We start from the raw sequence: 25166 nt of genomic DNA on the forward strand, positions 1-25166 counted from the left end.
GATGCTGACCCGTGAAGACGTACTCGCCGGCCTGCCGACCCGCCTGCACCAGATTCTCGATCGCCACCCGGACATCCACGATTGCGCCCCGGCACTGCATGAACGTGGCGAGACCCTGAGCTACGGCGAACTGCGCGTCGCCGTCGCGAGCCTCGCCGAGCGCCTCGCGCTGGACGGAATTCGCGGTGGCGACCGGGTGATGCTGGTGGCGGAAAACTGCGGCCTGCTGGTCGCCGCCCTGCTCGCCCTCAGCCAGCTCGATGCCTGGGCCGTGGTGGTCAACGCACGTCTCTCGCCTGGTGAGATCGAGAACATCCGCCAGCACTGCGGCGCCCGCCGGGTGCTATATGGCAGTTCCGTCTCCCGCGATGCGGCTGCCCATGCCGAACAGGCCGGGGCTGAAGTGCGCGTACTCGGATGCCTGGGTGGTTACCACCTCGGTCCACTGAACGAGGATTGCCAGCCGGAACCCGTGGAGGCAGATCCGACCCGCCAGGTGGCGGCGATGATCTACACCACCGGCACCACCGGCGCGCCCAAGGGCGTGATGCTGACCCATCGCAACCTGCTCTACATCGCCCACTCCGCCAGCCTGTTGCGCCAGCTTGGCAGCAGCGACAGGGTCTACGCGGTGCTGCCCATTTCCCATGTCTACGGCCTTTCCGCCGTGTGCCTGGCGAGCCTGTTCGCCGGCGCGGCCCTGCAGCTCGAATCGCGCTTCGACCCTGAAGAACTGGCCCGTGCCTTGCGCGAAGACGGCGTGACCCTGATGCAGGGCGTGCCCGCCATGTATGCCCGGCTACTGGAACTGGCCGATGCCGGCCGCCTGGAGCTGAAGGCCCCGCATCTGCGCTTCATGTATGCCGGGGGCTCGCCGCTGGACGAAACCCTCAAGCACGCGGTGGAGAGACGTTTCGGTATCCCGCTGCACAACGGCTACGGCCTGACTGAAAGCTCGCCAACGGTCAGCCAGACCCGCATCGACGAACCGCGCCGCGACACCTCCGTGGGGCGACCGATTCCCGGCCTGGAAATCCGTCTGTTGGACAACCAGCGCCAACACGAGGTTGCGCCCGGTGAAGTGGGCGAGCTGTGGGTGCGTGGCCCCAACGTGATGAAGGGCTATTACCGTGCTCCGGAGCAGACGGCCGAGGTCCTCACTGCGGACGGTTGGCTGAATACCGGAGACCTGGCCCGCCAGGCTAGCGACGGCGCGCTGTTCATCGTCGGCCGTAGCAAGGAGCTGATCATTCGCTCGGGCTTCAACGTCTATCCGCCGGAAGTGAGGCGGTGCTCAATGCCTATCCCGGCGTGGTGCTCTCAGCGGTGGTGGGGCGTCCGGTGGAGGGCAATGAAGTGGTGGTTGCCTTCCTCCAGGTCGCCGATCCCGATGGCTTCGATGCGGGCGGGCTGAAGGCGTTTCTTGCGGACCGGCTTTCGCCTTACAAGCGCCCCATGGAAATCCGCGTGCTGACCGCCCTTCCCGCCGCGGCCACCGGCAAGGTTCTCAAGCACGAACTGAAGAAACTTGCGTTGAGTCCTGTGGGGGCGAATTTATTCGCGAAATAGCTGAGCATCGAGCCAGCCTGTGGCAACCCTCACCCCCGGCCCCTCTCCCAGAGGGCGAGGGGTGACGCTCGGCTCACCTTCGGCACAATCCTGTAGGGGCGAATTCATTCGCGAAATGGTTAGGCACCGAGCCAGCCGGCTACAACCCTCACCCCCGGCCCCTCTCCCAGAAGGCGAGGGGTGACGCTCGGCCCACTTCCGCATCTCCCTGGACGCATATCCCCTGTGGGGGCGATTTCAATCGCTAAGCAGGACGCAGTCCTGCCCGCTCTTGTGGGAGCGAATTCATTCGCGAAATGGTTCGGCACCGAGCCGGCCGCCTGCAACCCTCTCCCCCAGCCCCTCTCCCTGAAGTTGAGAGGGGTGACTCCCAGCCCACCTCCTGCGCAGCCCTGTAGGGGCGAATTCATTCGCCAAGGCCACGCAGTGGCCCCTTCGGCGTTGATGGGTATCGCTCCGCTCGACCCATCCTACGGACTGTTCGCGAGCAAGCTCGTTCCTACAGGGTGACCGAGGCGATCGCAGCCGGCAGGCGCAGCTCGACGCAGGCCAGGTCATTGGTGTTGCTGAATTGCACCCCGCCTCCAAAACTTTCGGTCAGCGCCTTCACGATAGGCAGGCCCAGCCCCCAGCCCTTCGCATCGCTCTGGGTGGAGATGAAATAGGGAGTGGCGAGGTTCTTCAGCACGTCATCCGGAAACAGGCCCTCGTTGCATACCGTGAGATGAACCCAACCGTCCTTGCTGGTCTGGGTGATGCGGATCGGTGCACCCGCCTTGCCGTGCTTGGCGGCGTTGCCCACGAGGTTGTCGAAGATGCGCACGAACGCCGCCCGATCCCAGACCACCACGCCGGAATCCTCGTCCGTTTCCAGTTCCAGGGGATTGGTCAAGTGCAACGCCAGATTCGCTACGGCGTCCCGCAACAGCGAAGGCAGGTCGAGCTGCGCCCCCACCAGTTTGATGCCGCCTCCTACGCTGACATGGGAAATGTCCAGCAGGTTGGCCACCATCTCATCGATGCGCTTCAGGTTGTTTTCCAGGATGGCCAGGAGGTCATCGGTGCGTCGCGATGGGTTGCCGCGCATCAACCCCGTGGCCATCACCGCAGCGGACAAGGGTGAGCGCAGGTCGTGGGTGAACGAGCGCATGAAGCGCTGCAGCATGATTTTCTCCCTGCTCAGCTGCTCGTTGCGCGCCTTTGCCCGATTGCGCTGCCGCTCGAGCCTTTCGACGCGGCTGTTGCTCTTCATCAGGCTAGCGATAGTAGCCATCACCTCCTCGGGGTTGATCGGGTGGGTCAGGTAGGCCCTGGCACCAGTGTTGATCCCCTTGGCCTTGTCGCTGCTACTGACGAAGGTGGCGGAGATGTTGATGATCGCGGGCAGGCGCGACGGACCGAGTTGCTTCTCGGCCACCTGGATCAGTTCGAAACCGGTCATGTCGGGCAGGTTGATGTCGAGGATCACCAGATCGACGCCTTGCATCATCAGGGCAAGGCCTTCAGCACCGTTTCTCGCCTCGATGATCTCGAAACCCGGGTCGTTGGTGACGATCTTGCGCAGTACATAGCGGTTGGCTTCGAGGTCGTCGATGATCAGGACTCTCTTAGTGTCCATCGCTTTGTTCCTCCGTCAGGCGCCGCACATGGTGCAGAACCTGCTCGCTGTAGTCCGGCTGGGACTTTTGCAGGATCGCCCGACTCTGACGGCCGAGCCGCTCCAGGCTCGCCTCGTCGAGAATCTTGGCGGTACAGATCAGCACCCTGGCATGCAGGCTCCAATCCATGCTTTCCAGCAGGTCCTCCCCAGCGATGTCGGGAAGGTCCAGGTCGAGGAAGATGATGTCCGGCCGCACGGCGAACAGCTTGTCGATGCTCGATGCCGCATTGGCGGCCTCGAAGATCACGGGGTGATAGGGCTGTAGCAGTCGCGCGAGGTAGTAGCGATCCGCCTCGCTGTCGTCGATCAGCAGGATGCTGACGGCGGAAAGGTCGAGGGTTTGCGGCTCGCTGTCGGCCTGCTCGTGAAAGCGAGCGATGCGCAGCAGGAACCGGCTGCCCCGCCCCAACTCGCTGTCCAGGCTGATGTCGCCGTGCAGCAGTCTCGCCAGGCGCTGAGCCAGCGGCAGTCCGAGGCCGGTACCCTGGACCTTGGCCTGGTCCTGGCCACGCACCCGCAGGAACTCCTCGAACACCCGGACGTGATTTTCCGGCGCGATGCCGATGCCGGTGTCTTCCACCAGGAACTCCACGCTCTGCTCGTCCGGGCGGTAAATGCGCACGCAGACCTTGCCACTGGGGGTGTACTTGAAGGCGTTGTCGATCAGGTTGCGCATGATCTGGAACAACCTGTGCCGGTCGGTCTCCAGCTCCACGTCGCAAGGCGCGCTGTCCACTTCCCACTGCAGCAACGCGAAGCGCAAGGCGATGGCACTGGTGAACTGTCGCAGCTCATGGACGAAATCATCGAGGGTGAAACGCACGGGAATAATCTCGATTCGTCCCGACTCGGCCTTCGACAGATCGAGCAGGTCATTCACCACTGCCGAGAGTTCGGCGGCGGCTTCGCTGATGAAGGTCACCTGCTTGTACTGCTCCTCGTTGAGCGGGCCGTCGACACCCTGGAGCAGCAGCTTGCTGATGTTCTCGACGATATTGATCGGCGTGCGGATCTCATGGGTCATGTTGGTGAAGAAGCGACTCTTCGACTCACTGGCCTCGCGCACCTCCTCGTTGGCCTTCTCCAGTTCGGAATACAGGGCGACCGCCCCCTTGTTGGTGTTTTCCAGCTCCAGGTTGATGGCTTCCAGCTCGATCTGCTTGTTCTGCAATTCCGATGTGGTGAGCAGCAACTCGGTACCGCGCACCTGAAGCTCGATATAGGGGTCAGCCGCACCTTCGGCCTGCAGCTGGGCACGAATTTCGTTGGTCTGCGACGAGGAAGGAAAGGGGCGCGCAGGGAAAATCACCTTGCGTGCACGAATGTGCGTTCCATTGGGCGAGGTTCGAATCTCGAATTCGTCCATCAGCCGCTGTGCGCCCCGCAAGCCGAGCCCCATGCCGGTGGGCGAGACATAGCTGCCGTCGAGAATCTGCTCGATCTGGTCAATTCCCGGGCCCTGGTCAACGGCTTCGAAACACAGGTGACTCAACTGGCCACGGGTGTCCGCGGAAAGATCGAAATGGAAAGCGCCCCCGCCGGCGTACTGGAAGATGTTGCGTGCCAGCTCCGAAACGGCCGTGGCGAAGCGGATCTGTTCGAGCTGCGGCAGGCCGAGCCAGCCGGCAACGCGCCGGGCACTCTGGCGGCAGGCAACGACATCGACTTCCTCACGGATGTGGATGCTGGCGATGCGTTGCTTCTTCTGCATATCGGGTCACTACCACGGTGGCGTCGTCGTTATGGCGTTTGAAGTCGCGGTGAATCACCGCGGCGATTACCGCAGGATGGCGCATCGCCAGGCCAGGATAGCTGGCCAGGTCATGGCGGGTGCTGATCCCGTCGGAGGCCAGCAGCACCACGGTAGAGGGCGTCCACGGATAGCTGAAGCTGCGGATTGTCCCGATCCGATAGCCCACGGTGCCATTGCCGGAAACCATGTTGCGGCTGCGTCCGTCATGCAATACGCCGGCAATGTTGCCCATCCCGCAAAAGCGCACCAGGGCCTGATGGGGCAGGACTTCGGTCAATGCCACCGCTCCGCCTCGAGTGGCCATCAACGCCCGATGCAAACATTCGAGCAGGGTTTCCAGCGAGAGGTTCAGGTCATGTTTGAGGAACAGTTGGCACGCCCTGTTACTGGCCTCATGGGCGGCATGTCCGTGACCAAGGCCGTCGCACACCATCACCCGATTGCCCTTGACGGCCCAGGCGTCGCCGCTGACCGCTTCACCCGGATAGGGCGTACAGATGCCGCCCACCAGCCACTCGCTCGCCGTTGCTTGCAGCTGGAACTGCGCCAGCACGGTGGTGCCCCGACCCGGCTGGGAGTAAATGTCGAACAGGTCGGAGAGCCGGCTGATCGCCCCGAGGCCGGTGCCCATGGTCCCGCTGGTGGAGTAGCTGTCGGCCAGGCAGCGCGCCACATCGGCCATGCCTGGCCCCCGGTCGACGGCAAGCAGTTCGAGGCGATTCGGGTCCTGGGCGTAGAGGATTTCACCGCCCTTGGCGTGAATCACCAGATTACGCGCCATTTCCTGGATCACCACGGTAAGGCGGTCCAGCACCGATTCGTCAGTACATACCTGACGCGCATGGCTGACTATCGAGCGGCGCACGGCGTCCGCATGGGCCAGATGGGTAACGGTATGAACCTGCGTGGCCTGGCCGTTCATTTCCACTTCCACATTTCAACCGTGGTACCACTGCCGAGCTCGCTGCGAATCGAGAACTCGTCGACCAGCCGTCGTGAACCGCTGAGCCCCAGCCCCAGCCCATTGCCCGAGGTGTAACCATCGCGCAGGGCCTGCTCGATATCCGCTATGCCGGGGCCCTGGTCGGTGATGACCAGACGCAGCGCTGCACGTGCCTCACGCTGGGTGATCTCGATAACGCATTCACCACCACCGCCATAGAGCAGTGCATTGCGCCCTATTTCACTGGCTGCGGTAACGATCTTGGTCTGCGAGACCAGCCCGAGATTGGCCTGCGCGGCGGCTTTGCGAACCTGCTGGCGGACGACAACGATGTCAGTTTCCTGCTTCAGGGGGAGCGTCTGTGTCGTCACGTTCGTGCTCCCAGGGCGCGTCGTCTTCGCTCAGGCTGGTTTCGAGCCAGCGCATGCCTTTCTCGATGTTCAGTGCCGTGGCGATGCCTTCCAGCGAGAGCCCCAGTTCCACCAGTGTGATCGCCACCGCCGGCTGCATGCCGACGACGATCACCTTGGCGTCGAGAATCCGCGAGACGTTGGCGATGTGGGAAAGCATGCGCCCGATGAAGGAGTCGACAATTTCCAGGGAGGAAATGTCGATCAGCACGCCTTTCGCCCGGTGCCGCACGATCTGGTCCGTCAGGTCCTCCTGCAGGTCCATGGCCAGTTGATCGTGCATGTCGACCTGGATGCTGAGCAGCAGGTACTTGCCCATTTTGAGAATCGGGATGCGATCTACCATGCTGGCTTCCTCAGCGAGACCCGGTGCTGCTGACCACGCGCATGTCCATCTGCTTCAGGGCCATCTTGAAGGCGTCCGCCAGGGAAGCCTTGGTCACGACATCGCCCAGTTCTACGCCCAGGTGAACGATGGTCGCCGCGATCTGCGGGCGGATGCCGCTGATGATGCACTTGGCACCCATCAGCTTGGCGGCGGTGATGGTCTTGAGCAGGTGCTGGGCGACCATCGTGTCGACGGTGGGCACGCCGGTGATGTCGATGATGGCGATGTCCGACTCGGTTTCGACGATCTTCTCCAGCAAGGCCTCCATCACGATCTGCGTGCGGTTGCTGTCCAGCGCGCCGATCAGGGGTATGGCGAGCACGCCGTCCCACAGCTGGACCACCGGGGTGGACAGCTCCAGCATGCTCTCCTGCTGCTCGCGGATCACCGTTTCCCGCCCGGCCATGTAGTACTCGACGCTGAACATGCCGAGCTGATCGATCAACCTGCTGACTTGCCAGAGCGTTTCGCCGGAGTCGCCAACCTGCCCTTGCATCAGCTCGAACAGCGGTTCCTTGAGCGAGAAAACGAATGTGGCGGTTTCCGAAGGGCTGAAACCCTGGCGGGCCTGGGCCACAGACAGGCGCTCGAGCTGCAGTTTCAGCGGTTGCCACGCGGCTGCATCGAAGCTGCCGGCGCCCTGTGCCAGGGCCATGGTGAAGGCCTTGAGCAGCTCACGGGAGTTTTCCTCTACCGCCCGCTCGTCGACCAGGTCCAGGCGAATCCCGGCTGCCCGCTGGGCCGCCATCCACTTCTCCAACAGTTGCTCTTCGTTCCGCTTGAAAAGCTCGGCAAGCAAAGACATGGACATTGTTTTGTTCCTGCTGAGATGGGATTACCGCATTCACGGCCGAAATTGATCGCCGCGGATCAGCCTGGAGAGGGTCCAGTAACAGTAGGTTAGGACCGACCATATGCCAGCCGGTGCGCTCGATGCAGACGGTTGGCAGTCCACGACTCGCAACTCGCGCCCCGGTCGCTGTATGGAGATTTCAGCTTCGATCTGGACCTATCACTGACCTGTGCTCCGCCCTAGGATCGACAACTCCGTACCCGGTTCGTGCAATGAAAAAGATTCCCGCTGACATCGATTTTTCAGGGCTGGAGGCACGTCGACTTCAGCCGGAAGACGTGCCGATGATTTGTCGGCATCGCGAAGCCATGTTCCTCGAGGCGGGGGGCGTTCCGTCGGGTTTGCGGGTGATGACCGAGCACTTCCGCCCCTGGCTGCACGAGCGCCTGGCCGATGGCCGTTACTACGGGTTTGCACTGATGGACGAGGGACAGCCCGTGGCCGCGATAGGCCTCATGAGTATCGACTGGCCGCCCCATCCGGCCCATCCGGATCGGGACCAGCGCGGCTATGTGCTGAATGTGTTCGTCGAACCGGCCTATCGACGGCGGGGCCTGGCTTCCGCGTTGATGAGGCTGGCGGAAGCCGAGTTCGAACAGCGCGGACTGAGCTTCGCCGTGCTGCACGCGACCGAGGCAGGCAGACCGGTCTACGAAGAGCTGGGCTGGGCCGCGACCAGTGAAATGGCCAAGGCAATCGGCTGACCGAGTTGCTGCCCCGCCCTACTCCTCGAAGCGCCCGGAGGGGTCACGATCACGCTCGTAGCGTCGTGCAAGCGGGAATGCCGGCAACCAGGATTCGCGCCGGACGATCCAGCTTTCGTAGGTCGGCATCAGTTGGTCGGGGGCATCCAGGGCGCCCAGGTGAACTTCGATTTCGTCTGAGCTGCGAGCAAAGACGGAGGAGCCACAGCGGGGACAGAAGAATCGGCCGGCATAATCACGGGTTTCGCCGTCGATGGTCACCGCTTCCTGGGGGAACACCGCGCAAGCGTTGAACAGGGCTCCATGATGCTTGCGGCAATCGAGGCAGTGACAAAGGCCGACTCGGTACGGCAGCCCCGACGCCACGATTCGGACATTGCCGCAGAGGCAACCGCCGGTGAATCGGTCCATGCTGCGTCTCCTCTGAAGCGGCGGGAAGGTCTGCAACCCGGTCAGCCGGACTGCCTCTCCCCCGGGTCCTCGGCTGGCAGTTCTCCGACAACGGCCTGAATCTCGAACAAGAGCTGCTCGACCGTCCTATCAAGTGCTCCCGGCCCTCGGAGTTCGGCCATCCTGATGCCCGTTATGCGTATCGACTCTTGCGAGCTGCTTCGCCGCAGACGGATCTCGATGACTTGGCCCAAACCGAACTCGCAAAGGACCTCGAACCCAGGCAGCACCAAATCCACTTGGGTTTGAAGACGTTGTTGAAGCAGGCGCTTCATGCTGCCTCCGGACGCGATCCTGCGGCCATCAAGGCAATTTAGACAACGGGATTCGCTGCATCTGCTCCGTGTGATCTCGCACCGTTCGTCTGCCTGGCTGATGCCTTGGTAGGAGCGAGCTTGCTCGCGAAGGGTCCGAGCACGGTCTTTCGCGAGCAAGCTCGCTCCTACAAAACGGCCGCCTGCCGAATCGTCACAGGGCCCTAAGGACGTGGTTCACCAAGTTCAAAAGCAAGCGGCTCATGCACCACGCTCACCTGCCGCTCGCTCAGCAGTGCCTTCCACAGCGACACGCACAACCCCAACATCACCGCCAGGAACGGCGCGGCGAAGATGATGGCTGCGGTCTGCAGTGCGACCAGGCCGCCCATCACCAGCAGCACCGAAGCCGCCGCACTGCTCAACGTGCCCCACAGCACCACCAGCCAACCCGGCGGCTTCAGGCTGCCGCGCGCGCAGAGCATGCCCATGACGATGGAGCCCGCGTCGGCTCCCGAGATGAAGAACACGCCGACCAGCACGATGGCGGCAAACGACGTGAGTGCCGCGGCGGGGTACTGGCCCAGCAAGGTGAAGAGCGCCACCGCCGGTCCCTGGTCGTTCACCGCGGCGGCGATGCCGCCAGCGCCTGCCAGCTCCGAGTACAGGGCCGCGCCGCCCATGATCGCGAACCACACCATCGTGACCCCACTGGGAATGAAGATGACGCCGATGACGAACTCGCGAATGGTGCGGCCGCGGGAGATCCGCGCGATGAAGGTGCCGACGAAGGGTGCCCAGGAGATCCACCAGGCCCAGTAGAAGATGGTCCAGCCAGCGAGCCACTTGCCATCGCTGAAGGCTGCGGTGCGGAACGACATCGGCACCAGCTCGCGGAGGTATTCGCCTATCGATGCGACCAGCGTGTTCATGATGAATACGCTGGGGCCTACCGCCGCCAGGAACAGCAGCAACAACACCGCGACCACCATGTTGACGTTGCTCAGGAACTGCACGCCCTTGCCCACGCCGGACACCGCGGAAAGGATGAACAGCACCGTCATCACCGCGATGATCGCCAACGCAATGCTGTTCGATTCGCCGGTGTGCCAGAGGTAGTTCAGGCCGCTGTTGATCTGCTGCGCGCCCAGGCCGAGGGAGGTGGCGGTACCGAAAAGCGTGGCCAGGACGGCCAGCATGTCGATCGACTTGCCCAATGGTCCGCGAACGCCCGCCTCGCCGATCAGTGGCGTAAAGGCGCTGGAGATCAGGTTCGGCAGCCCTTTGCGGAACGAGAAGTAAGCCATCACCAGGCCGACGATGGCGTAGATCGCCCAGGGGTGGAACGCCCAATGGAAGTAGGCGTAACCCATGGCCACCTTGGCCGCCTCCCTGGAGTGCGGCGGCGCCAGGTCGTTGGGCAGCGTCGAAAAGTGTGTGATCGGTTCGGCCACACCCCAGAACATGAGGCCGATTCCCATGCCGACGCTGAACATCATCGCAATCCACGACGACGTGCTGAACTCAGGCTCTTCGTCATCCTGGCCCAGCCTGATCCGGCCAAAGCGGCTGAACGCGAGGAACAGCGCGAAGCCCAGGAAGAACGCCGTGGAGAGCACGAAGCTCCAGCCGAACCAGTCGATGATGGTGTTCAGCAGCGCCTGTGACGCCGTCGCCATGGCCGTGGGCGCGAGAGCCCCCCAGGTGACCAACGAGGCTGAAATTGCAGCCGCCCCCCAGAAAACGACCTTGTCGACGGGTGATCCAGGTGTCTTGTGCATGGGCCTCCTCAAGCTTGAATGCCTTTCTTCTTGTTAGCGGTGAAACCTGCCGTGGCGGGCGACGGTCAGTGCCCCGCGATGGTCGCGCGACCTGGGAAAGGCGACTTGCGCGTGGACGATGCTCACCGATCCAAATGCGACAGCCCCCAAGCCGAACAGGCTTGTTTCAGGCCCTCTGGAACGAGGGTCCCAGCCCGCCGGGCTTCAGGGCCGATAGCCCTGCGCCAGCAACCAGCCCTGCACCATCCGCCGCTGGGCTTCTGGCAACGCGGCCAGGGCGTGCTTCAGTTCTCCGCGCTGGAGAGCGATGATGACGGGCGCGAGTTCGACACCTTGCAGGTGCCAGATGCCCAGTGGCTGGTCGGCGGTGACCGCCACCTCGACTTCGTCGATCAGGTCACCGTGGATGACTGGGGCGCGCTCTACCCTCACCTGGCTGAAATCTGCCGCCGCATGCATGGGCTCGGCATCCGGCCAGCTGCGCCGGTCGCGCCAGAAGGGTTGGTCGGGCCAGCGCTGCTCCAGAGCGTAGAAATCGCGACCGGTGCGGGCGAAGCGCAGGAAGAGGTGTTCCACCCTGCGCTGGTGGAAGCGTCGGGCAAGTTCGGCGCGATCCGGACATTGCAACATCGTATTGATCACCGCCGGTGCCTGCAGGGCGGACGACAGGGACTGGAAGATGCCGTTGCCGGAGAGCGGGTCCACGGCCATGGCGGCGTCCCCGACCCTCAGCCAGTTCGAGCCGCTGGCTTCATGGAAGAGGATGGCGGTGCTGCTGCGCGCATGGAGGTTGGCCGGCTGCAATGCGGCGTCGCCGAACAGCTCGCGCACCAGACTGGATTCGGCGCGACGCTGGGCACAGTAATCAGGTAGCTGCTCCTTGGGCGGCAGGCCGCTGGCGTCCAGGGTGATCTGCCAGTAGCAACGGCCATCGACCAGGCGCGCCATCCACGCCCAGCCATCGGGCAGGCTTTCCACCGCCGAACCGGGATGGCCCGGTGCTTCCTGCCACTGGTTGAGCAGGCTGACGGTTTCCGGCCCGCGCAGGCGGCCGCCAGCCAGCGGTGCCGAACGGCCTCGGGCCTCGACCAGGAAGTCGGCGTGCAGCGGTTCGCTGGCGTCGAGATGGATCAGGTGGCCGGCATCGGTGCTTTCCACTTTCAGCACGCGCGCTTCCAATACTTCGATTCCCGCCGCGCGCAGGTCTTCGCGTATGGCCGCATCGAACTGCGGGCGGTCCAGCAGGCATTCCTGGTTGATGGACTGGCCGTCGCCATTCCACAGGACGCGACGTGGCGAAGGAGCGGCAGCGCAGGCAAGTGCATGTCGCAGGCCGGCCTGGCGCAGTCCGTCCAGCACACGCTGGGAGACGCCTTCTACGGCCGTGAAGCGGCGCCACTCGCTGACCACGCGCACGGAGTAGCCCAGCCGCTTCAGCCCCAAGGCCACCGCAGCGCCTGCGGGTCCGGCACCGAGTACGACAATTTCAGGCATGGCCACGGCGCTCCGGCCCGGCGTAGGCCGCCCCCTCGTGCAGCCACTCCAGCACCGCTTCACGACTGGCACCAGGACGTGACTGCAGGTAACCGGCAATGATTCCGCTCAATGCCGCGCAACCGACGCTGGAGCCGGCCACGCCATTGGCCGCCGCGACATGCGCACCAAAATCGGCCTGCGGGCTGTTCAGCCAGGACCACTGCCCCGGCGCGCAGCGAGCGTCGCCGGTTACACGGATCACGCCCGGATAGGCGGCCGGATACACCGGCTCGCCCTGCGCCGGGCTGGAAGCGCAAAGCAGGATGCCGGAGGCCTGGGCCAGCACGCAGGCCTCGCGCAGTACCGGTCGGTCGTTGCGCAGGCCGAGACTCATAGTGATCAAGGCCACGTCCTGTTCGATCAGCCAGTGCAATGCGGCGGCGATTTGCAGCGGGCTGGTCTGCCAGCGTTCGCCGAACACCTGGGCGACGCAGAGTCGGACCGGGCCGCACTGTCGCGTCAGGGTATCCAGCACCACGCTGCCGTGGCCAAGGGCGTCGGGCTGGGTGTCGCCTTCCTGCAGTTCCCCACCTTCCAGCCAGAAGCGGCGCGACTGGGCGACGACACCCGCTTGTTCCCGCGCGAATCCGCTGTCGACGATGCCGATGGCGAGGTCAATGGCCATTGCTCACCTGCTCGGGTTCCAGACTGTGCAATTGGCCGTGCTCCAGGCGGAAGGCGATGTCGGCCTGGGCCAGGGTGGAAGGCCGGTGGCTGATGAGGATGCGCGTGCGCCCGGCGAAAAGCTGGTCGATGGCAGCGATCACCTCGCGCTCAGTGGCTTCGTCCACCGCCGAGGTTGCCTCGTCCAGCACGAGAATGAGCGGGTCCTGCAACAGCGCGCGGGCGATGGCGATGCGTTGTTTCTGGCCGCCGGAAAGCTGCTGGCCACGTTCGCCCAGCGGGCTATCCAGGCCCAACGGCAGGGATTCGATCAGGCTATCGAGCCGGGCCAGCTGCGCCACCTGTTCCAGGGCATCGCGGCTGGCCTCCGGAGCGCTGTAGGCAAGGTTTTCGGCCAGGGTGCCACGGAACAGGACGATGTCCTGGCTGACCACGGCAATGCGCCGGCGCAGGGCGAACAGGTCCAGCTCGCGCAGGTCCGCTCCATCCAGCAGCACGCGGCCCTGGTCCGGGTCGTAGAAGCGTTGCAGCAGGTCGATGAGGGTGGATTTGCCGACGCCCGAAGCGCCGCTGATGGCCACCTTGAGGCCAGCGGGAATCACCGCTTCCACACCACGCAGCACGGCACCGGCACGCTGTTCATGGGCGAAGTGCACGCCTTCCAGGCGCAGCTCTCCCCTGCCCTCTGGCATGGGTTTCGGTGCTTCGGGCTGACGTACCGGCACCGGTTCCTGTTGCAACTCCATCACCCGGCCAAGGCTGACGGTCATGCGTTGCAGCGCGACATAGAGGCCGAGCAGGCTCTGTACCGGGCCCACAGCCATGCCGAGGTAGGTGGAGAACGCGATCAGCGCGCCCAGCTGCCAGGTGCCCTGAATGACCCAGTAACCGCCGATAAGGAACGCGCAGGCACGGGACAGCGAGGTGAGCGTGCCGGGCACGGCGTGGGTGAAGAATTCGGTGACCTGCACCCGCAGCAATTGGCTCATGTAGCCCTGCCCCAACCCTTCCAGGCGGCGCGATTCGCGCTGCTGCTGGCCGGCTGCCTGGATGAACTTCATCGCCGGCAGGGTTTCCACGAGGAAGGACGACACATCCGCCGAACGCTCACGCAGGCTACGCACTTCGCGCTCCACCTTGCGCCGCATCCAGCGCAGCCAGAGCACTTCGATGGGAATCAACAGCGCCAGCAGCAGCGACAATTGCCAGGACAGCAGCAGCATCAGCGCGACGGCGCCGATCAGGCCGATGACGCTGGAAACCGCCGAGAACATCGAATCCACGGCGAAGCGCTGGATCTCCGCCACGTCGCCATCGAGCCGAGACAGGATGTCGCCGATGCGCTTGCGGCCGTAGAAGGCTGGCGAGAGTTGCTGGAGATGGCGATAAAGGTCATCTCGCAGGGCGAAGAGGATGCGCCCGGAGAGCCGTGTGTGCAGGTAGCGGTTGATGCCGGACAGCACCGTGCCAAGGATCCCGACGGCGATCATCGCGACGGCCACCTGCACCAGCTTGCTGAAATCCTTGGCCAGCAGGCCATCGTCGATCAGGGTCTTGGTCAGCCAGGGCTGGGCCAGCACCAGCAGCGATGCGCCGAGGGACAGGCCGAGCAGCACCAGAATGGCGCGCAGTTGGGGTCGAACGAAGCTGTAGAGCCAGGCCAGGGCGCGGCGCAGCAGGTCGGGGTCGCTGGTTTCTACGAGTTTGAGGAAGAGGCGGGTCATGGAGTTACGGCCAGAATTCGCAGATCAATTGTGGGGGCGAATTCATTCGCTATGGGCTGCAACGCAGCCCCCTTCGCTCTCGCAGGGCAAACCTGCGGTCTGCTTAGCGAATGAATTCGCCCCCACAGGGTTTCAGCCCCACATTGGCAGTTTGGGCGAGTCATCCCCGCAACTGCTTCAACTTGCGATACAAGGTCGCGCGGCTGATGCCCAGGGAATCGGCGGCGGCCGAGACATTGCCCTGGTGGCGGTCCAGCGCGCCGCGGATCAGCTCCAGTTCGTTCTCGCGGATGCTGCCGGGCTGGCGGCAGCTGGCGGTCAGTTCGTCCAGCAGGCTATCGGTGAGGTGGTCGAGGCCGAGGACTTTCTCGCCCTCCTCGCGCATGGCCAGGGCCGAGCGCAGGACCATTTCCAGCTGGCGGATGTTGCCCGGCCAGTCGTAGCCGGCGAGCAGTTCGGTGAGGTCCTTGTCGAGGCTGACGTTGGTGGCGCCGAACTTGTGCAGCACGCCGCTGATCATCCCCGCCAGGTCGTCGCGCTCGCGTAGGGCCGGCAGGCGCAGGCTGACGCCGTTGATGCGGTAGTAGAGGTCTTCGCGGAAGTGCTTTTCCTGCACCAGGCGCTTGAGGTCACGGTGTGTCGCGCAGATCACCGCCACGTCGATGTCCTGCTCTTCCCCGGCACCCAGCGGCGCCACCTTGCGCTCCTGCAGCACGCGCAACAGGCGCGCCTGGAGGCTGAGCGGCATGTCGCCGATTTCATCGAGGAACAGGGTGCCGCCATGGGCCTGCATCAGCCGGCCGACCATGCCACCTCGGCGCGAACCGGTGAAGGCGCCTTCGCGGTAGCCGAAGAGTTCGGATTCGATCAGGCCTTCAGGGATGGCGGCGCAGTTCACCGCCACGAAAGGTTTGTCGGCGCGCGGGCCGGACTGGTGCAGCGCGCGGGCCACCACTTCCTTGCCGGTGCCGGTTTCGCCCAGCAGCAGCACCGGCAACTCGTTAGCCAGCCCCTGTCGGGCCATGCGCAGGGCACGGGCAAAGCGGCTGTCGCGGCCGGCCAGTTCTTCCAGCAGCTGGGCCTTCTGCGCGGACGGAACCTTGGCAGCGGGTGCAGGGCCACTCAGGTTGGTGTGACGCGGCACCTGCAAGGCACGGAAGAAGAATTCGCCCTTGGCCGTCTGCACGCTGCTCACGCCGCCCTGTAGCAGGCGCGCGATGAACTGCGGCGAGCGCTCGCCGATCAGGTCGCTGGAACGCCGTCCCACCAGGGATTCACGGCGTATCTGCAGGAGGTCGCAGGCGCGCTCGTTGGCGGCCAGAACCTCGCCGTCGAGGCTCAGCGCCAGCAAGCCGTGCCAGGCGCTGCCGAGGTATTGCGGGCGGTTGTGGAAGGCCAGCACCAGATGGTCCGGATAGCAGAGGCCGAACATGCGGCTTTCGATGTTTCCGGCCGCCAGCATCAGCGTGGAGAGGTTGTCCTGGGGCTGCGCCATGACGCCTTCGCGGGTCAGGTCGAGCACGCCCACCACGCGGCCCTGCGGGTCACGCAGCGGGACCGAGGTGCAGGAAAAGGGGCTGAGGCGATCGAGGTAATGCTCGCCACAGTTGATCAGCGTGGGGCGCCCTTCGACCACTGCGGTGCCGATGGCGTTGGTGCCGCGCAGGGATTCGCTCCAGCAACTGCCGGGCTTGAGGTCGCGCAGGCCGAAGGTCTTGAGGAATTCGGTCTGGCCCTCGATGGCGAGGACGTTGGCCTGGGCGTCGCCGAGGATAATCAGCCCGCCCTTGCCCTGCTGGCTGACCAGGTATTCGAGCTCCGGGGTGGCGGCATCGATGAGCAGGCGGTTGCTGTCCAGCAGCAATTGCAGGTCGTGGCCCTGTTCCAGACCCACCTGATCGCCTTCCAGGCAGTTGAGGCCGTGCTCCAGGCTGCGTCGCCAGGAGGCATCGATTTCGTCGCGTAGCACGCCCTGGGGCAACTCGCCCTCGCTGGCCAGTTTCAGTCGAGCCTGCCGCGACTCGTGCAATGGATCGGCAGCGGTTTTTATTCGAATGTCTTGCGCCATCTCTCGCTCCAGCGTGCGCCCCGGCTTGGGCCGGCGGTTGGTCGCACGCCTTGAATGTCTACACCCCCGGCCCGCGTCCGTAAAGAGCGGGCCACTTCCCCTGCAAGGAGCAAGTATCAAGCCATTCCGGCCGTCGCTTGCCGTTGCGGTGCGTAGTTGACAGTCAGGTTGGCACAGGTTTACGTTAACGTAAAGGTAAACACAGAGACGGCTCTTCCATGCCCACCACTTACAGCATTTCCGACCTGGCCCGCGAACTGGACGTCACCACCCGCGCCATCCGCTTCTATGAAGAGCAAGGCATGCTCAGCCCAGAGCGCCGTGGCCAGGAACGCATCTACAGCCCGAAGGACCTGGTGGCGCTGAAGCTCATCCTGCGGGGCAAGCGCATCGGCTTCTCGCTGGCCGAATGCAAGGAACTGATCGACCTCTACGACCCCAGCAGCGGCAATCGCAAGCAGCTGGAAACCTTCATGGGCAAGATCGCCGCGCGCCGCGCGCAGCTTGAACAGCAGTTGCTGGATATCCAGCAGATGCAGCTGGAACTGGATACGGCCGAGGAACGCTGCCTGGCGGCGATGGCCGAAACCGAACGCAAACAGGGCGTCAATGCCTGACCCCTCCCCCACTCACCGACAATGACAAGCACAGGTGTAACGATGAGCTATCCCACCCTCAACTTCGGTCTCGGCGAGACCATCGACATGCTGCGCGACTCCGTCTACCAGTTCGCCCAAGCCGAACTGGCTCCGCGTGCCGCCCAGATCGACCGCGATAACGAGTTCCCCATGGACATGTGGCGCAAGTTCGGCGACATGGGCCTGCTGGGCATGACCGTGGAAGAGGAGTACGGCGGCACCAACATGGGCTACCTGGCTCACGTGGTGGCCATGGAAGAGATCAGCCGCGCGTCCGCCTCGGTCGGCCTGTCCTACGGCGCCCACTCCAACCTGTGCCTCAATCAGATCCGCAAGAACGGCACCCACGAGCAGAAGGCCAAGTACCTGCCCAAGCTGTGCTCCGGCGAACACGTCGGCGCCCTGGCCATGAGCGAGCCCAATGCCGGCTCGGACGTGGTGTCGATGAAGCTGCGCGCCGAGAAGAAAGGCGACCGCTATGTGCTCAACGGCAACAAGATGTGGATCACCAACGGCCCGGACGCCAACACCTACGTGATCTACGCCAAGACCGACGTCAACGCCGGTTCGCGCGGCATGACCGCCTTCATCGTCGAGCGCGACTACAAGGGCTTCTCCCGCCACCAGAAGCTGGACAAGCTGGGTATGCGCGGCTCCAACACCTGCGAGCTGGTGTTCGAGGACGTTGAAGTACCGGAGGAAAACATTCTCGGTGCGGAAGGCCGTGGCGTGGCCGTGCTGATGAGCGGCCTGGACTACGAACGCACCGTGCTCTCGGGCGGCCCGACCGGGATCATGACCGCCTGCATGGATGTGGTGCTGCCCTACGTGCACGAGCGCCAGCAGTTCAAGCAGTCCATCGGCGAATTCCAGCTGGTGCAGGGCAAGCTGGCCGATATGTACGCCGGCATGAATGCCTCCAAGTCCTACCTGTACAACGTGGCCAAGGCCTGCGACCGCGGTGAGGAATCGCGCAAGGACGCTGCCGCGGTGATCCTCTACACCGCCGAAATGGCCACCAAAATGGCCCTGGACACCATTCAGCTGCTCGGTGGCAACGGCTACACCAACGAGTACCCGGCCGGCCGCCTGCTGCGCGACGCCAAGCTCTACGAGATCGGCGCCGGCACCAGTGAAATCCGCCGCATGCTGATCGGCCGCGAGCTGTACAACGAAACCCGCTGATTCGCCACGTCGCACTCTGTAGGAGCGAGCTCGCTCGCGAAAACGCTTCGCCAGCAAGCTGGCTCCTACAGGAAAGCGGCGGCACAGACACTCGACGGAGCGCGCCAGATGGCCATCCTGCACACCCAGATCAATACCCGTTCCCCGGAGTTCGGCCGCAACAGCGCGGCGATGCTCGAACAGGTCGGCGCCCTGCACTCGCTGCTCGGCCGTATCCACGAAGGCGGCGGCGCCAAGGCCCAGGAACGCCATACTTCGCGCGGCAAGCTGCTGCCCCGCGAGCGCATCAACCGCCTGCTGGATGCCGGCTCGCCCTTCCTGGAGATCGGCCAGCTCGCCGCCCATGAGGTCTATGGCGAAGACGTGCCCGCCGCTGGCGTGGTGGCCGGCATCGGCCGCGTGGAAGGCGTGGAATGCATGATCGTGGCCAACGACGCCACGGTGAAAGGTGGCTCCTACTATCCGCTGACCGTGAAGAAGCACCTGCGCGCCCAGACCATCGCCCAGCAGAACCGCCTGCCGTGCATCTATCTGGTGGACTCGGGTGGTGCCAACCTGCCGCGCCAGGAAGACGTGTTCCCCGACCGCGAGCACTTCGGCCGCATCTTCTTCAACCAGGCCAACATGAGCGCCATGGGCATTCCGCAGATCGCGGTGGTCATGGGCTCCTGCACCGCCGGCGGCGCCTACGTGCCGGCGATGTCCGACGAAACCATCATGGTGCGCAACCAGGCCACCATCTTCCTCGCCGGTCCGCCGCTGGTGAAAGCCGCCACCGGCGAAGTGGTGACCGCCGAAGAGCTGGGCGGCGCCGATGTGCACTGCAAGACCTCGGGCGTGGCCGACCACTATGCCGAAAGCGATGAACACGCCCTGGCCCTGGCCCGCCGCAGTATCGCCAACCTCAACTGGCGCAAGGCCGGCGAGCTGAACCTGCGTGCCCCGCTCGCCCCGCGCTTCGCCAGTGACGAGCTGTACGGCGTGATCCCGGCTGACGCCAAGCAGCCCTTCGACGTGCGCGAAGTCATCGCCCGCCTGGTGGACGACTCCGAGTTCGATGAGTTCAAGGCGCTGTTCGGCACCACCCTGGTCTGCGGCTTCGCCCACTTGCACGGCTACCCCATCGCCATCCTCGCCAACAACGGCATCCTCTTCGCCGAAGCCGCGCAGAAAGGCGCGCACTTCATCGAACTGGCCTGCCAGCGCGGCATCCCGCTGCTGTTCCTGCAGAACATCACCGGCTTCATGGTGGGCAAGAAGTACGAAGAAGGCGGCATCGCCAAGCACGGCGCCAAGCTGGTGACGGCAGTGGCCTGCGCCAAGGTGCCGAAGTTCACCGTGATCATCGGTGGCAGCTTTGGCGCCGGTAACTACGGCATGTGCGGCCGCGCCTACGACCCGCGTTTCCTGTGGATGTGGCCCAACGCGCGCATCGGCGTGATGGGTGCCGAACAGGCCGCTGGCGTGCTCACCCAGGTCAAGCGTGAACAGAGCGAGCGTGCCGGCCACAGCCTGAGCGCGGAAGACGAAGCGCGCATCAAGCAGCCGATCCTCGAGCAGTACGAGCGCCAGGCGCATTCGTACTACTCCAGCGCGCGGCTGTGGGACGACGGCGTGATCGACCCGGCGCAGACCCGCGACGTGCTGGGCCTCGCCCTCTCCGCCAGCCTCAACGCCCCGATCGAGCGGACCAACTTCGGCGTGTTCCGGATGTAAACCCTGCTTGCGACCGGTGAAGCCATCGTAGGAGCCAGCTTGCTGGCGAACCCGGGTACCACCGCTGATCGCGAGCAAGCTCGCTCCTACAGGAGAGCACGATGACCGACTTCACCACGCTGCACCTGGACTTCGCCGACAACGGCGTCGCCACCCTCTGGCTCAACCGCCCGGAGAAGAACAACGCCTTCAACGCCGGGATGATCCGCGAACTGATCCTCGCCCTGGACGCCATCAAGGACCACGGCAAGGTACGTTTCCTGGTCCTGCGCGGCCGTGGCCGGCACTTCTCCGCCGGCGCGGACCTGGCCTGGATGCAGGAATCCGCCCAGCTCGACTACGCCGCCAACCTCGACGACTCCCGCGAGCTGGCCGAGCTGATGTACAACCTCTACCACCTCAAGGTGCCGACCCTGGCCGTAGTGCAGGGAGCCGCCTTCGGTGGCGCGCTGGGCCTGATCAGCTGCTGCGACATGGCCATCGGCGCCGTGGACGCACAGTTCTCCCTGTCGGAAGTGCGCATCGGCCTCGCGCCGGCGGTGATCAGCCCCTTCGTGGTCCAGGCCATCGGCGAACGTGCCGCGCGCCGCTATGCCCTGTCCGCCGAGCGCTTCAGCGGCGAGCGTGCCCGTGAACTGGGTCTGCTCGCCGAGTGCTACCCGGCCGAGGAACTGGACCAGGCGTTGGAAAGCTGGACCGCCAATCTGCTGCAGAACAGCCCGCAGGCCATGAGCGCCACCAAGGACCTGCTGCGCGAAGTCGGCAGCGGTGTCCTCAGCCCCAACCTGCGCCGCTACACCGAAAGCGCCATCGCCCGCATCCGGGTAAGCCCCGAAGGCCAGGAGGGCCTGCGCGCCTTCCTGGAAAAACGCAAACCGTCCTGGCAGGAGCAATAACAATGATCACCACCCTGCTGATCGCCAACCGCGGCGAAATTGCCTGCCGCGTGATGCGCACCGCCAAGGCGCTGGGCATCCGTACCGTCGCCGTGCACAGCGCTATCGACCGCAACGCCCGCCATGTGCGCGAAGCCGATATCGCCGTCGACCTGGGCGGCGCAAAGCCAGCGGAAAGCTACCTGCTGGTGGACAAGCTGATCGCCGCCGCCAAGGCCAGCGGCGCCCAGGCCATCCACCCCGGCTATGGCTTCCTTTCGGAGAACGCCGGTTTCGCCCGCGCCATCGCCGACGCCGGCCTGGTCTTCCTCGGCCCGCCGGCCACCGCCATCGACGCCATGGGCAGCAAATCCGCCGCCAAGGCCCTGATGGAAAGCGCCGGCGTACCGCTGGTGCCCGGCTACCACGGCGAAGCCCAGGACCTGGAAACCTTCCGCACCGCCGCCGAGCGCATCGGCTACCCGGTGCTGCTGAAAGCCGCCGCTGGCGGTGGTGGCAAGGGCATGAAAGTGGTCGAGCGCGAAAGCGAGCTGGCCGAAGCGCTGGCCTCCGCCCAGCGTGAAGCCCAGTCCGCCTTCGGCGACTCGCGCATGCTGGTGGAGAAGTACGTCCTCAAGCCGCGCCACGTGGAAATCCAGGTGTTCGCCGACAGCCACGGCAACTGCCTGTACCTGAATGAGCGCGACTGCTCCATCCAGCGCCGTCACCAGAAAGTCGTGGAAGAAGCGCCCGCCCCCGGCCTCTCGCCGGAAATCCGCAAGGCCATGGGCGAATCCGCCGTGCGCGCCGCCCAGGCCATCGGCTACGTGGGCGCCGGCACCGTGGAGTTCCTGCTGGATGAACGCGGCGACTTCTTCTTCATGGAGATGAACACCCGCCTGCAGGTGGAGCACCCGGTCACCGAAGCCATCACCGGCCTGGACCTCGTGGCCTGGCAGATTCGCGTTGCCCGTGGCGAAGCGCTGCCGATCACTCAGGAGCAGGTGCCGCTGATCGGCCATGCCATCGAAGTGCGCCTCTACGCCGAAGACCCGGACCAGGACTTCCTGCCCGCCAGCGGCCGCCTCGCTCTCTACCGCGAAGCCAATGCCGGCCCCGGCCGCCGCGTGGACAGCGGTGTTGCCGAAGGTGACGAGGTATCGCCCTTCTACGACCCGATGCTGGCCAAGCTGATCGCCTGGGGCGAAAACCGCGAGGAAGCCCGTCAACGCCTGCTGGCCATGCTCGACGAAACCGCCGTGGGCGGCTTCAAGACCAACCTGGCCTTCCTGCGCCGCGTGCTGGCTCATCCCGCATTCGCTGATGCGGAGCTGGACACCGGCTTCATCGCCCGTCACCAGGAGCAACTGCTGCCCGCCCCGGCCGCCCTGCCCCAGGCCTTCTGGCAGGTGGCCGCCGAAGCCTTCCGCCAGGGCGAAGCCGAGCGTGTACGCGGGGACGACCCGCACTCGCCCTGGAGCCGCAACAGCGGCTGGCGTGCCGGTCTACCAAGCGAAACCGACCTGCATCTGACCTGCGGTGACGAGCGCGAGGTGGTCCGCCTGCGTGGTACCGCAGCCAGCCCGATTCAGCTCAAGGGCGAGCAGATCACCCTGGAGCAGGACGGCCTGCGCCGCCAGCATCTGGCGATCCGTCGCGGTGAAAACCTTTACCTGGAATGGGACGGCGAGCTGCGCAGCGTCACCCGCGTCGACCCGATCGAAGAAGTCGAAGCCAGCCACGCCCACCACGGCGGGCTGACGGCGCCCATGAACGGCAGTATCGTGCGCGTCCTGGTGGAAGCCGGGCAGAAGGTGGAAGCCGGCACCGCCCTGGTGGTGCTCGAAGCCATGAAGATGGAACACAGCATCCGCGCGCCGCACGATGGCGTGGTCAAGGCGCTGTATTGCAGCGAAGGCGAACTGGTCAACGAAGGCACCGCGCTTGTGGAGCTGGAAGAGGCCTGAGGTTTCGCCATGACGCTTCTGTAGGATGGGTGGAGCCTGCGATACCCATCGCGGAGTTGATGGGTATCGCTCCGCTCGCGGAACGCCGCCCGACCCATCCTACGGTCCAGCACCCGAACTCCGTAGGTTGGGCTGAGCCCAGCGAAGCCCAACACCCGAATCGAGAGATGACGCAATGACTATTCCCAGCAAGGTCCGCCTGGTCGAAGTCGGCCCGCGCGACGGTCTGCAGAACGAGAAACAACCCATCAGCGTCGCCGACAAGGTGCGCCTGGTGGACGACCTCACCGCAGCCGGCCTCGGCTATGTCGAAGTCGGCAGTTTCGTCTCGCCCAAGTGGGTGCCGCAGATGGCCGGGTCGGCCGAAGTCTTCGCGCAGATCCAGCGCAAGGCCGGAGTCACCTACGCCGCCCTGGCACCGAACCTCAAGGGTTTCGAGGCAGCCGTGGAGGCCGGGGTGAAGGAAGTGGCGGTGTTCGCCGCCGCGTCCGAGTCCTTCTCGCAGAAGAACATCAACTGCTCCATCGCCGAGAGCCTGGAGCGTTTCGTGCCGGTGATGGAAGCCGCCAAGGCCCACGGCATCAGCGTGCGCGGCTACGTGTCCTGCGTGCTGGGCTGCCCCTATGACGGCGAGGTGCCCGCCGAGCAGGTCGCCGCCGTCGCCGCCGAGCTGTACGCCATGGGCTGCTACGAAGTTTCCCTGGGCGACACCATCGGCACCGGCACCGCCGGCGCCACCCGCCACCTGATCAACGTGGTCGGCACCCGCGTGCCGCGCGACAAGCTCGCCGGCCACTTCCACGACACCTTCGGCCAGGCCGTGGCGAACATCCACGCCAGCCTGCTGGAAGGCATCGCCGTGTTCGACAGCTCGGTCGCGGGACTGGGCGGCTGCCCTTATGCCAAAGGCGCCACCGGCAATGTCGCAACCGAAGACGTGCTCTACCTGCTCAATGGCATGGGCATCGAGACCGGTATCGACATGAGCAAGCTGGTGGATGCCGGCCAGCGCATCTGCGCCGTGCTCGGCAAGGAGAATGGCTCGCGGGTAGCGCGGGCGATTCTGGCCAAGAGGGGCTGACCTCAGCTCGCGATTCGCCCCTCCTCTGTGGGGGCGAATTCATTCGCTAAGGAGCACACAGCGCTCCCTTTGCTGTGTCTATCTGAAGTGGTCAAGTAAAACTGGACACCGGTTTAGGTCTATCCAGCCAGCGCTTCGCGCTGTACCGGTGTCTGGTAACTGTTGTAGCTGTGCGGCCGTCGGTGGTTGTAGTAGTCGGTCAGGTAGCGCAGTACGTCAGCCTCTGCTTCGGCTTGGCTGGCGTAACCCGAAGCCGGTATCCATTCGGATTTTAGGCTCCGGAAGAAACGCTCCATCGGGGCGTTGTCCCAGCAATTGCCGCGACGACTCATGCTCTGGCGGATTCGATGCCGCCAGAGCAATTGTCGAAACTCCTGACTGCTGTAGTGGCTGCCCTGGTCGGAGTGAAACAGCACGCCGCCGGGGCAACCGCGAGCCTCATAGGCCACGCGCAAAGCACGTCCGGTGAGCTGCGAGTCCGGACGATCGGACATTGCCCAACCCACAATCCGCCGCGCATACAGGTCCATGACCGCGGCCAAGTAGATCCAGCGCCCGCCGGCCCAGATGTACGTCACGTCACCGCACCACACCTGATTGGGACCGTGAGTGCGGAACTGTCGGTCCAGCTCGTTCGACGCCTTGGCACTCTCGCCCTCCGCTGGGCGGTAACGGTGTCGACGGCGTTGCGAGCTGAACAACTGGGCCTCCTTCATCAAACGGCCGGCCAGGAATCGACCCACCGCCCAGCCTTCCTGGCGCAAAGCCGCCGCGAGCGTCCGGGCGCCTGCCGAACGCCGACTCTGGACATGCAGCTCCACCAAGCGCTGTCGCAACCTGGCGTGCGGCTGATTACCGCGAGCCGCTGACTTGGCGGCGGCATAGACACTGCTGCGATTGATGCCGAACAGCCGGCACAGCTCTGCCCGTGGATAGTGCTCACCCAATGACTCGACTAAGCGCACTAATCGAGGGCGTCTGACATCA

At 64.8% G+C, this 25166-nt stretch carries 23 protein-coding genes; 9 read left to right on the forward strand and 14 right to left on the reverse strand.

The genetic code is table 11. The features are described from left to right. Position 1 precedes the first annotated feature (1 nt). Positions 2-1414: an AMP-binding protein gene (locus E8E95_RS09590; RefSeq protein ID WP_280349614.1), complete on the forward strand. Its 1413-nt coding sequence runs from the start codon at positions 2-4 to the stop codon at positions 1412-1414. Continuing rightward, positions 1342-1569, forward strand: a complete 228-nt coding sequence (locus E8E95_RS09595) for a hypothetical protein (protein WP_280349615.1) — start codon at positions 1342-1344, stop codon at positions 1567-1569. The genes E8E95_RS09590 and E8E95_RS09595 overlap by 73 nt, the downstream gene beginning before the upstream one ends. 499 nt (positions 1570-2068) lie before the next feature. On the opposite strand, the gene E8E95_RS09600 is transcribed toward E8E95_RS09595, so the two are convergent. The 6 genes from E8E95_RS09600 to E8E95_RS09625 are packed head-to-tail and all read right to left on the reverse strand — an operon-like array spanning position 2069 to position 7534. Then, positions 2069-3187 (reverse strand): hybrid sensor histidine kinase/response regulator, encoded by a 1119-nt coding sequence (locus E8E95_RS09600; RefSeq protein ID WP_280349616.1) that lies wholly within the window; start codon positions 3185-3187, stop codon positions 2069-2071. Beyond that, positions 3177-4940: an ATP-binding protein gene (locus E8E95_RS09605; RefSeq protein ID WP_280349617.1), complete on the reverse strand. Its 1764-nt coding sequence runs from the start codon at positions 4938-4940 to the stop codon at positions 3177-3179. The genes E8E95_RS09600 and E8E95_RS09605 overlap by 11 nt, the downstream gene beginning before the upstream one ends. Then, positions 4900-5904, reverse strand: coding sequence for an ATP-binding protein (locus E8E95_RS09610; protein ID WP_280349618.1), 1005 nt, complete (start codon positions 5902-5904; stop codon positions 4900-4902). Before E8E95_RS09610 ends, E8E95_RS09605 begins: the two co-directional genes overlap by 41 nt. Then, positions 5901-6296, reverse strand: a complete 396-nt coding sequence (locus E8E95_RS09615; protein ID WP_280349619.1) for an anti-sigma regulatory factor — start codon at positions 6294-6296, stop codon at positions 5901-5903. The genes E8E95_RS09610 and E8E95_RS09615 overlap by 4 nt, the downstream gene beginning before the upstream one ends. Continuing rightward, positions 6259-6681: an STAS domain-containing protein gene (locus E8E95_RS09620; RefSeq protein ID WP_280349620.1), complete on the reverse strand. Its 423-nt coding sequence runs from the start codon at positions 6679-6681 to the stop codon at positions 6259-6261. Before E8E95_RS09620 ends, E8E95_RS09615 begins: the two co-directional genes overlap by 38 nt. Before the next feature lie 10 nt (positions 6682-6691). After that, entirely contained in the window at positions 6692-7534 is an 843-nt protein-coding gene (locus E8E95_RS09625; protein WP_280349621.1) for an STAS domain-containing protein, read from the reverse strand. Positions 7535-7788: 254 nt separating this feature from the next. Here E8E95_RS09625 and E8E95_RS09630 point away from each other — a divergent pair, with 254 nt between their 5' ends. Continuing rightward, positions 7789-8280, forward strand: coding sequence for a GNAT family N-acetyltransferase (locus E8E95_RS09630; RefSeq protein ID WP_280349622.1), 492 nt, complete (start codon positions 7789-7791; stop codon positions 8278-8280). An 18-nt stretch (positions 8281-8298) separates the two neighbouring features. On the opposite strand, the gene E8E95_RS09635 is transcribed toward E8E95_RS09630, so the two are convergent. The 7 genes from E8E95_RS09635 to E8E95_RS09665 all read right to left on the reverse strand — a co-directional run bounded on the left by E8E95_RS09635 (position 8299) and on the right by E8E95_RS09665 (position 16717). Further along, complete coding sequence (locus tag E8E95_RS09635; RefSeq protein ID WP_280349623.1) at positions 8299-8691, reverse strand: GFA family protein; 393 nt, start codon at positions 8689-8691, stop codon at positions 8299-8301. 41 nt (positions 8692-8732) lie between these two features. Next, a complete protein-coding gene (locus tag E8E95_RS09640; protein WP_280349624.1) occupies positions 8733-9005 on the reverse strand; it encodes a hypothetical protein in 273 nt (90 codons plus the stop codon). Between the two features lie 203 nt (positions 9006-9208). Then, a complete protein-coding gene (locus E8E95_RS09645; protein ID WP_280349625.1) occupies positions 9209-10765 on the reverse strand; it encodes a BCCT family transporter in 1557 nt (518 codons plus the stop codon). Positions 10766-10969: 204 nt separating this feature from the next. Continuing rightward, positions 10970-12259, reverse strand: a complete 1290-nt coding sequence (locus E8E95_RS09650) for an FAD-dependent monooxygenase (protein ID WP_280349626.1) — start codon at positions 12257-12259, stop codon at positions 10970-10972. Beyond that, on the reverse strand, positions 12252-12926 hold the full coding sequence (locus E8E95_RS09655) for a peptidase S8 and S53 subtilisin kexin sedolisin (RefSeq protein WP_280349627.1): 675 nt from the start codon (positions 12924-12926) through the stop codon (positions 12252-12254). Before E8E95_RS09655 ends, E8E95_RS09650 begins: the two co-directional genes overlap by 8 nt. Continuing rightward, the gene (locus E8E95_RS09660) at positions 12916-14649 is read right to left on the reverse strand and encodes an ABC transporter ATP-binding protein (RefSeq protein ID WP_280349628.1); all 1734 of its coding nucleotides are present in this window, start codon (positions 14647-14649) and stop codon (positions 12916-12918) included. Before E8E95_RS09660 ends, E8E95_RS09655 begins: the two co-directional genes overlap by 11 nt. 160 nt (positions 14650-14809) lie before the next feature. Next, on the reverse strand, positions 14810-16717 hold the full coding sequence (locus E8E95_RS09665; RefSeq protein WP_280349629.1) for a sigma-54-dependent Fis family transcriptional regulator: 1908 nt from the start codon (positions 16715-16717) through the stop codon (positions 14810-14812). Between the two features lie 218 nt (positions 16718-16935). On the opposite strand from E8E95_RS09665, the gene E8E95_RS09670 reads away from it, so the two are divergent. The 6 genes from E8E95_RS09670 to E8E95_RS09695 all read left to right on the forward strand — a co-directional run bounded on the left by E8E95_RS09670 (position 16936) and on the right by E8E95_RS09695 (position 24179). Further along, the gene (locus tag E8E95_RS09670; protein WP_280349630.1) at positions 16936-17334 is read left to right on the forward strand and encodes a MerR family DNA-binding transcriptional regulator; all 399 of its coding nucleotides are present in this window, start codon (positions 16936-16938) and stop codon (positions 17332-17334) included. A gap of 42 nt (positions 17335-17376) precedes the next feature. Continuing rightward, positions 17377-18540 carry an isovaleryl-CoA dehydrogenase gene (locus tag E8E95_RS09675; protein ID WP_280349631.1) on the forward strand — a complete coding sequence of 388 codons (1164 nt, stop codon included), beginning with the start codon at positions 17377-17379 and terminating at the stop codon, positions 18538-18540. Between the two features lie 108 nt (positions 18541-18648). After that, the gene (locus E8E95_RS09680; protein ID WP_280349632.1) at positions 18649-20256 is read left to right on the forward strand and encodes a carboxyl transferase domain-containing protein; all 1608 of its coding nucleotides are present in this window, start codon (positions 18649-18651) and stop codon (positions 20254-20256) included. A 101-nt stretch (positions 20257-20357) separates the two neighbouring features. After that, positions 20358-21152 (forward strand): gamma-carboxygeranoyl-CoA hydratase, encoded by a 795-nt coding sequence (locus E8E95_RS09685; RefSeq protein ID WP_280349633.1) that lies wholly within the window; start codon positions 20358-20360, stop codon positions 21150-21152. Between the two features lie 2 nt (positions 21153-21154). Continuing rightward, positions 21155-23098: an acetyl/propionyl/methylcrotonyl-CoA carboxylase subunit alpha gene (locus E8E95_RS09690; RefSeq protein ID WP_280349634.1), complete on the forward strand. Its 1944-nt coding sequence runs from the start codon at positions 21155-21157 to the stop codon at positions 23096-23098. Between the two features lie 175 nt (positions 23099-23273). Then, positions 23274-24179, forward strand: coding sequence for a hydroxymethylglutaryl-CoA lyase (locus E8E95_RS09695; protein WP_280349635.1), 906 nt, complete (start codon positions 23274-23276; stop codon positions 24177-24179). Positions 24180-24298: 119 nt separating this feature from the next. Here the strand turns inward: E8E95_RS09695 and E8E95_RS09700 are convergent. Further along, positions 24299-25166 (reverse strand): IS3 family transposase (locus E8E95_RS09700; RefSeq protein WP_280349636.1); only part of this gene is annotated, 868 nt, incomplete at its 5' end.

Origin of the sequence: Pseudomonas sp. BN414, assembly GCF_029871275.1 — a bacterium.
GTDB lineage: Bacteria > Pseudomonadota > Gammaproteobacteria > Pseudomonadales > Pseudomonadaceae > Metapseudomonas > Metapseudomonas resinovorans_C.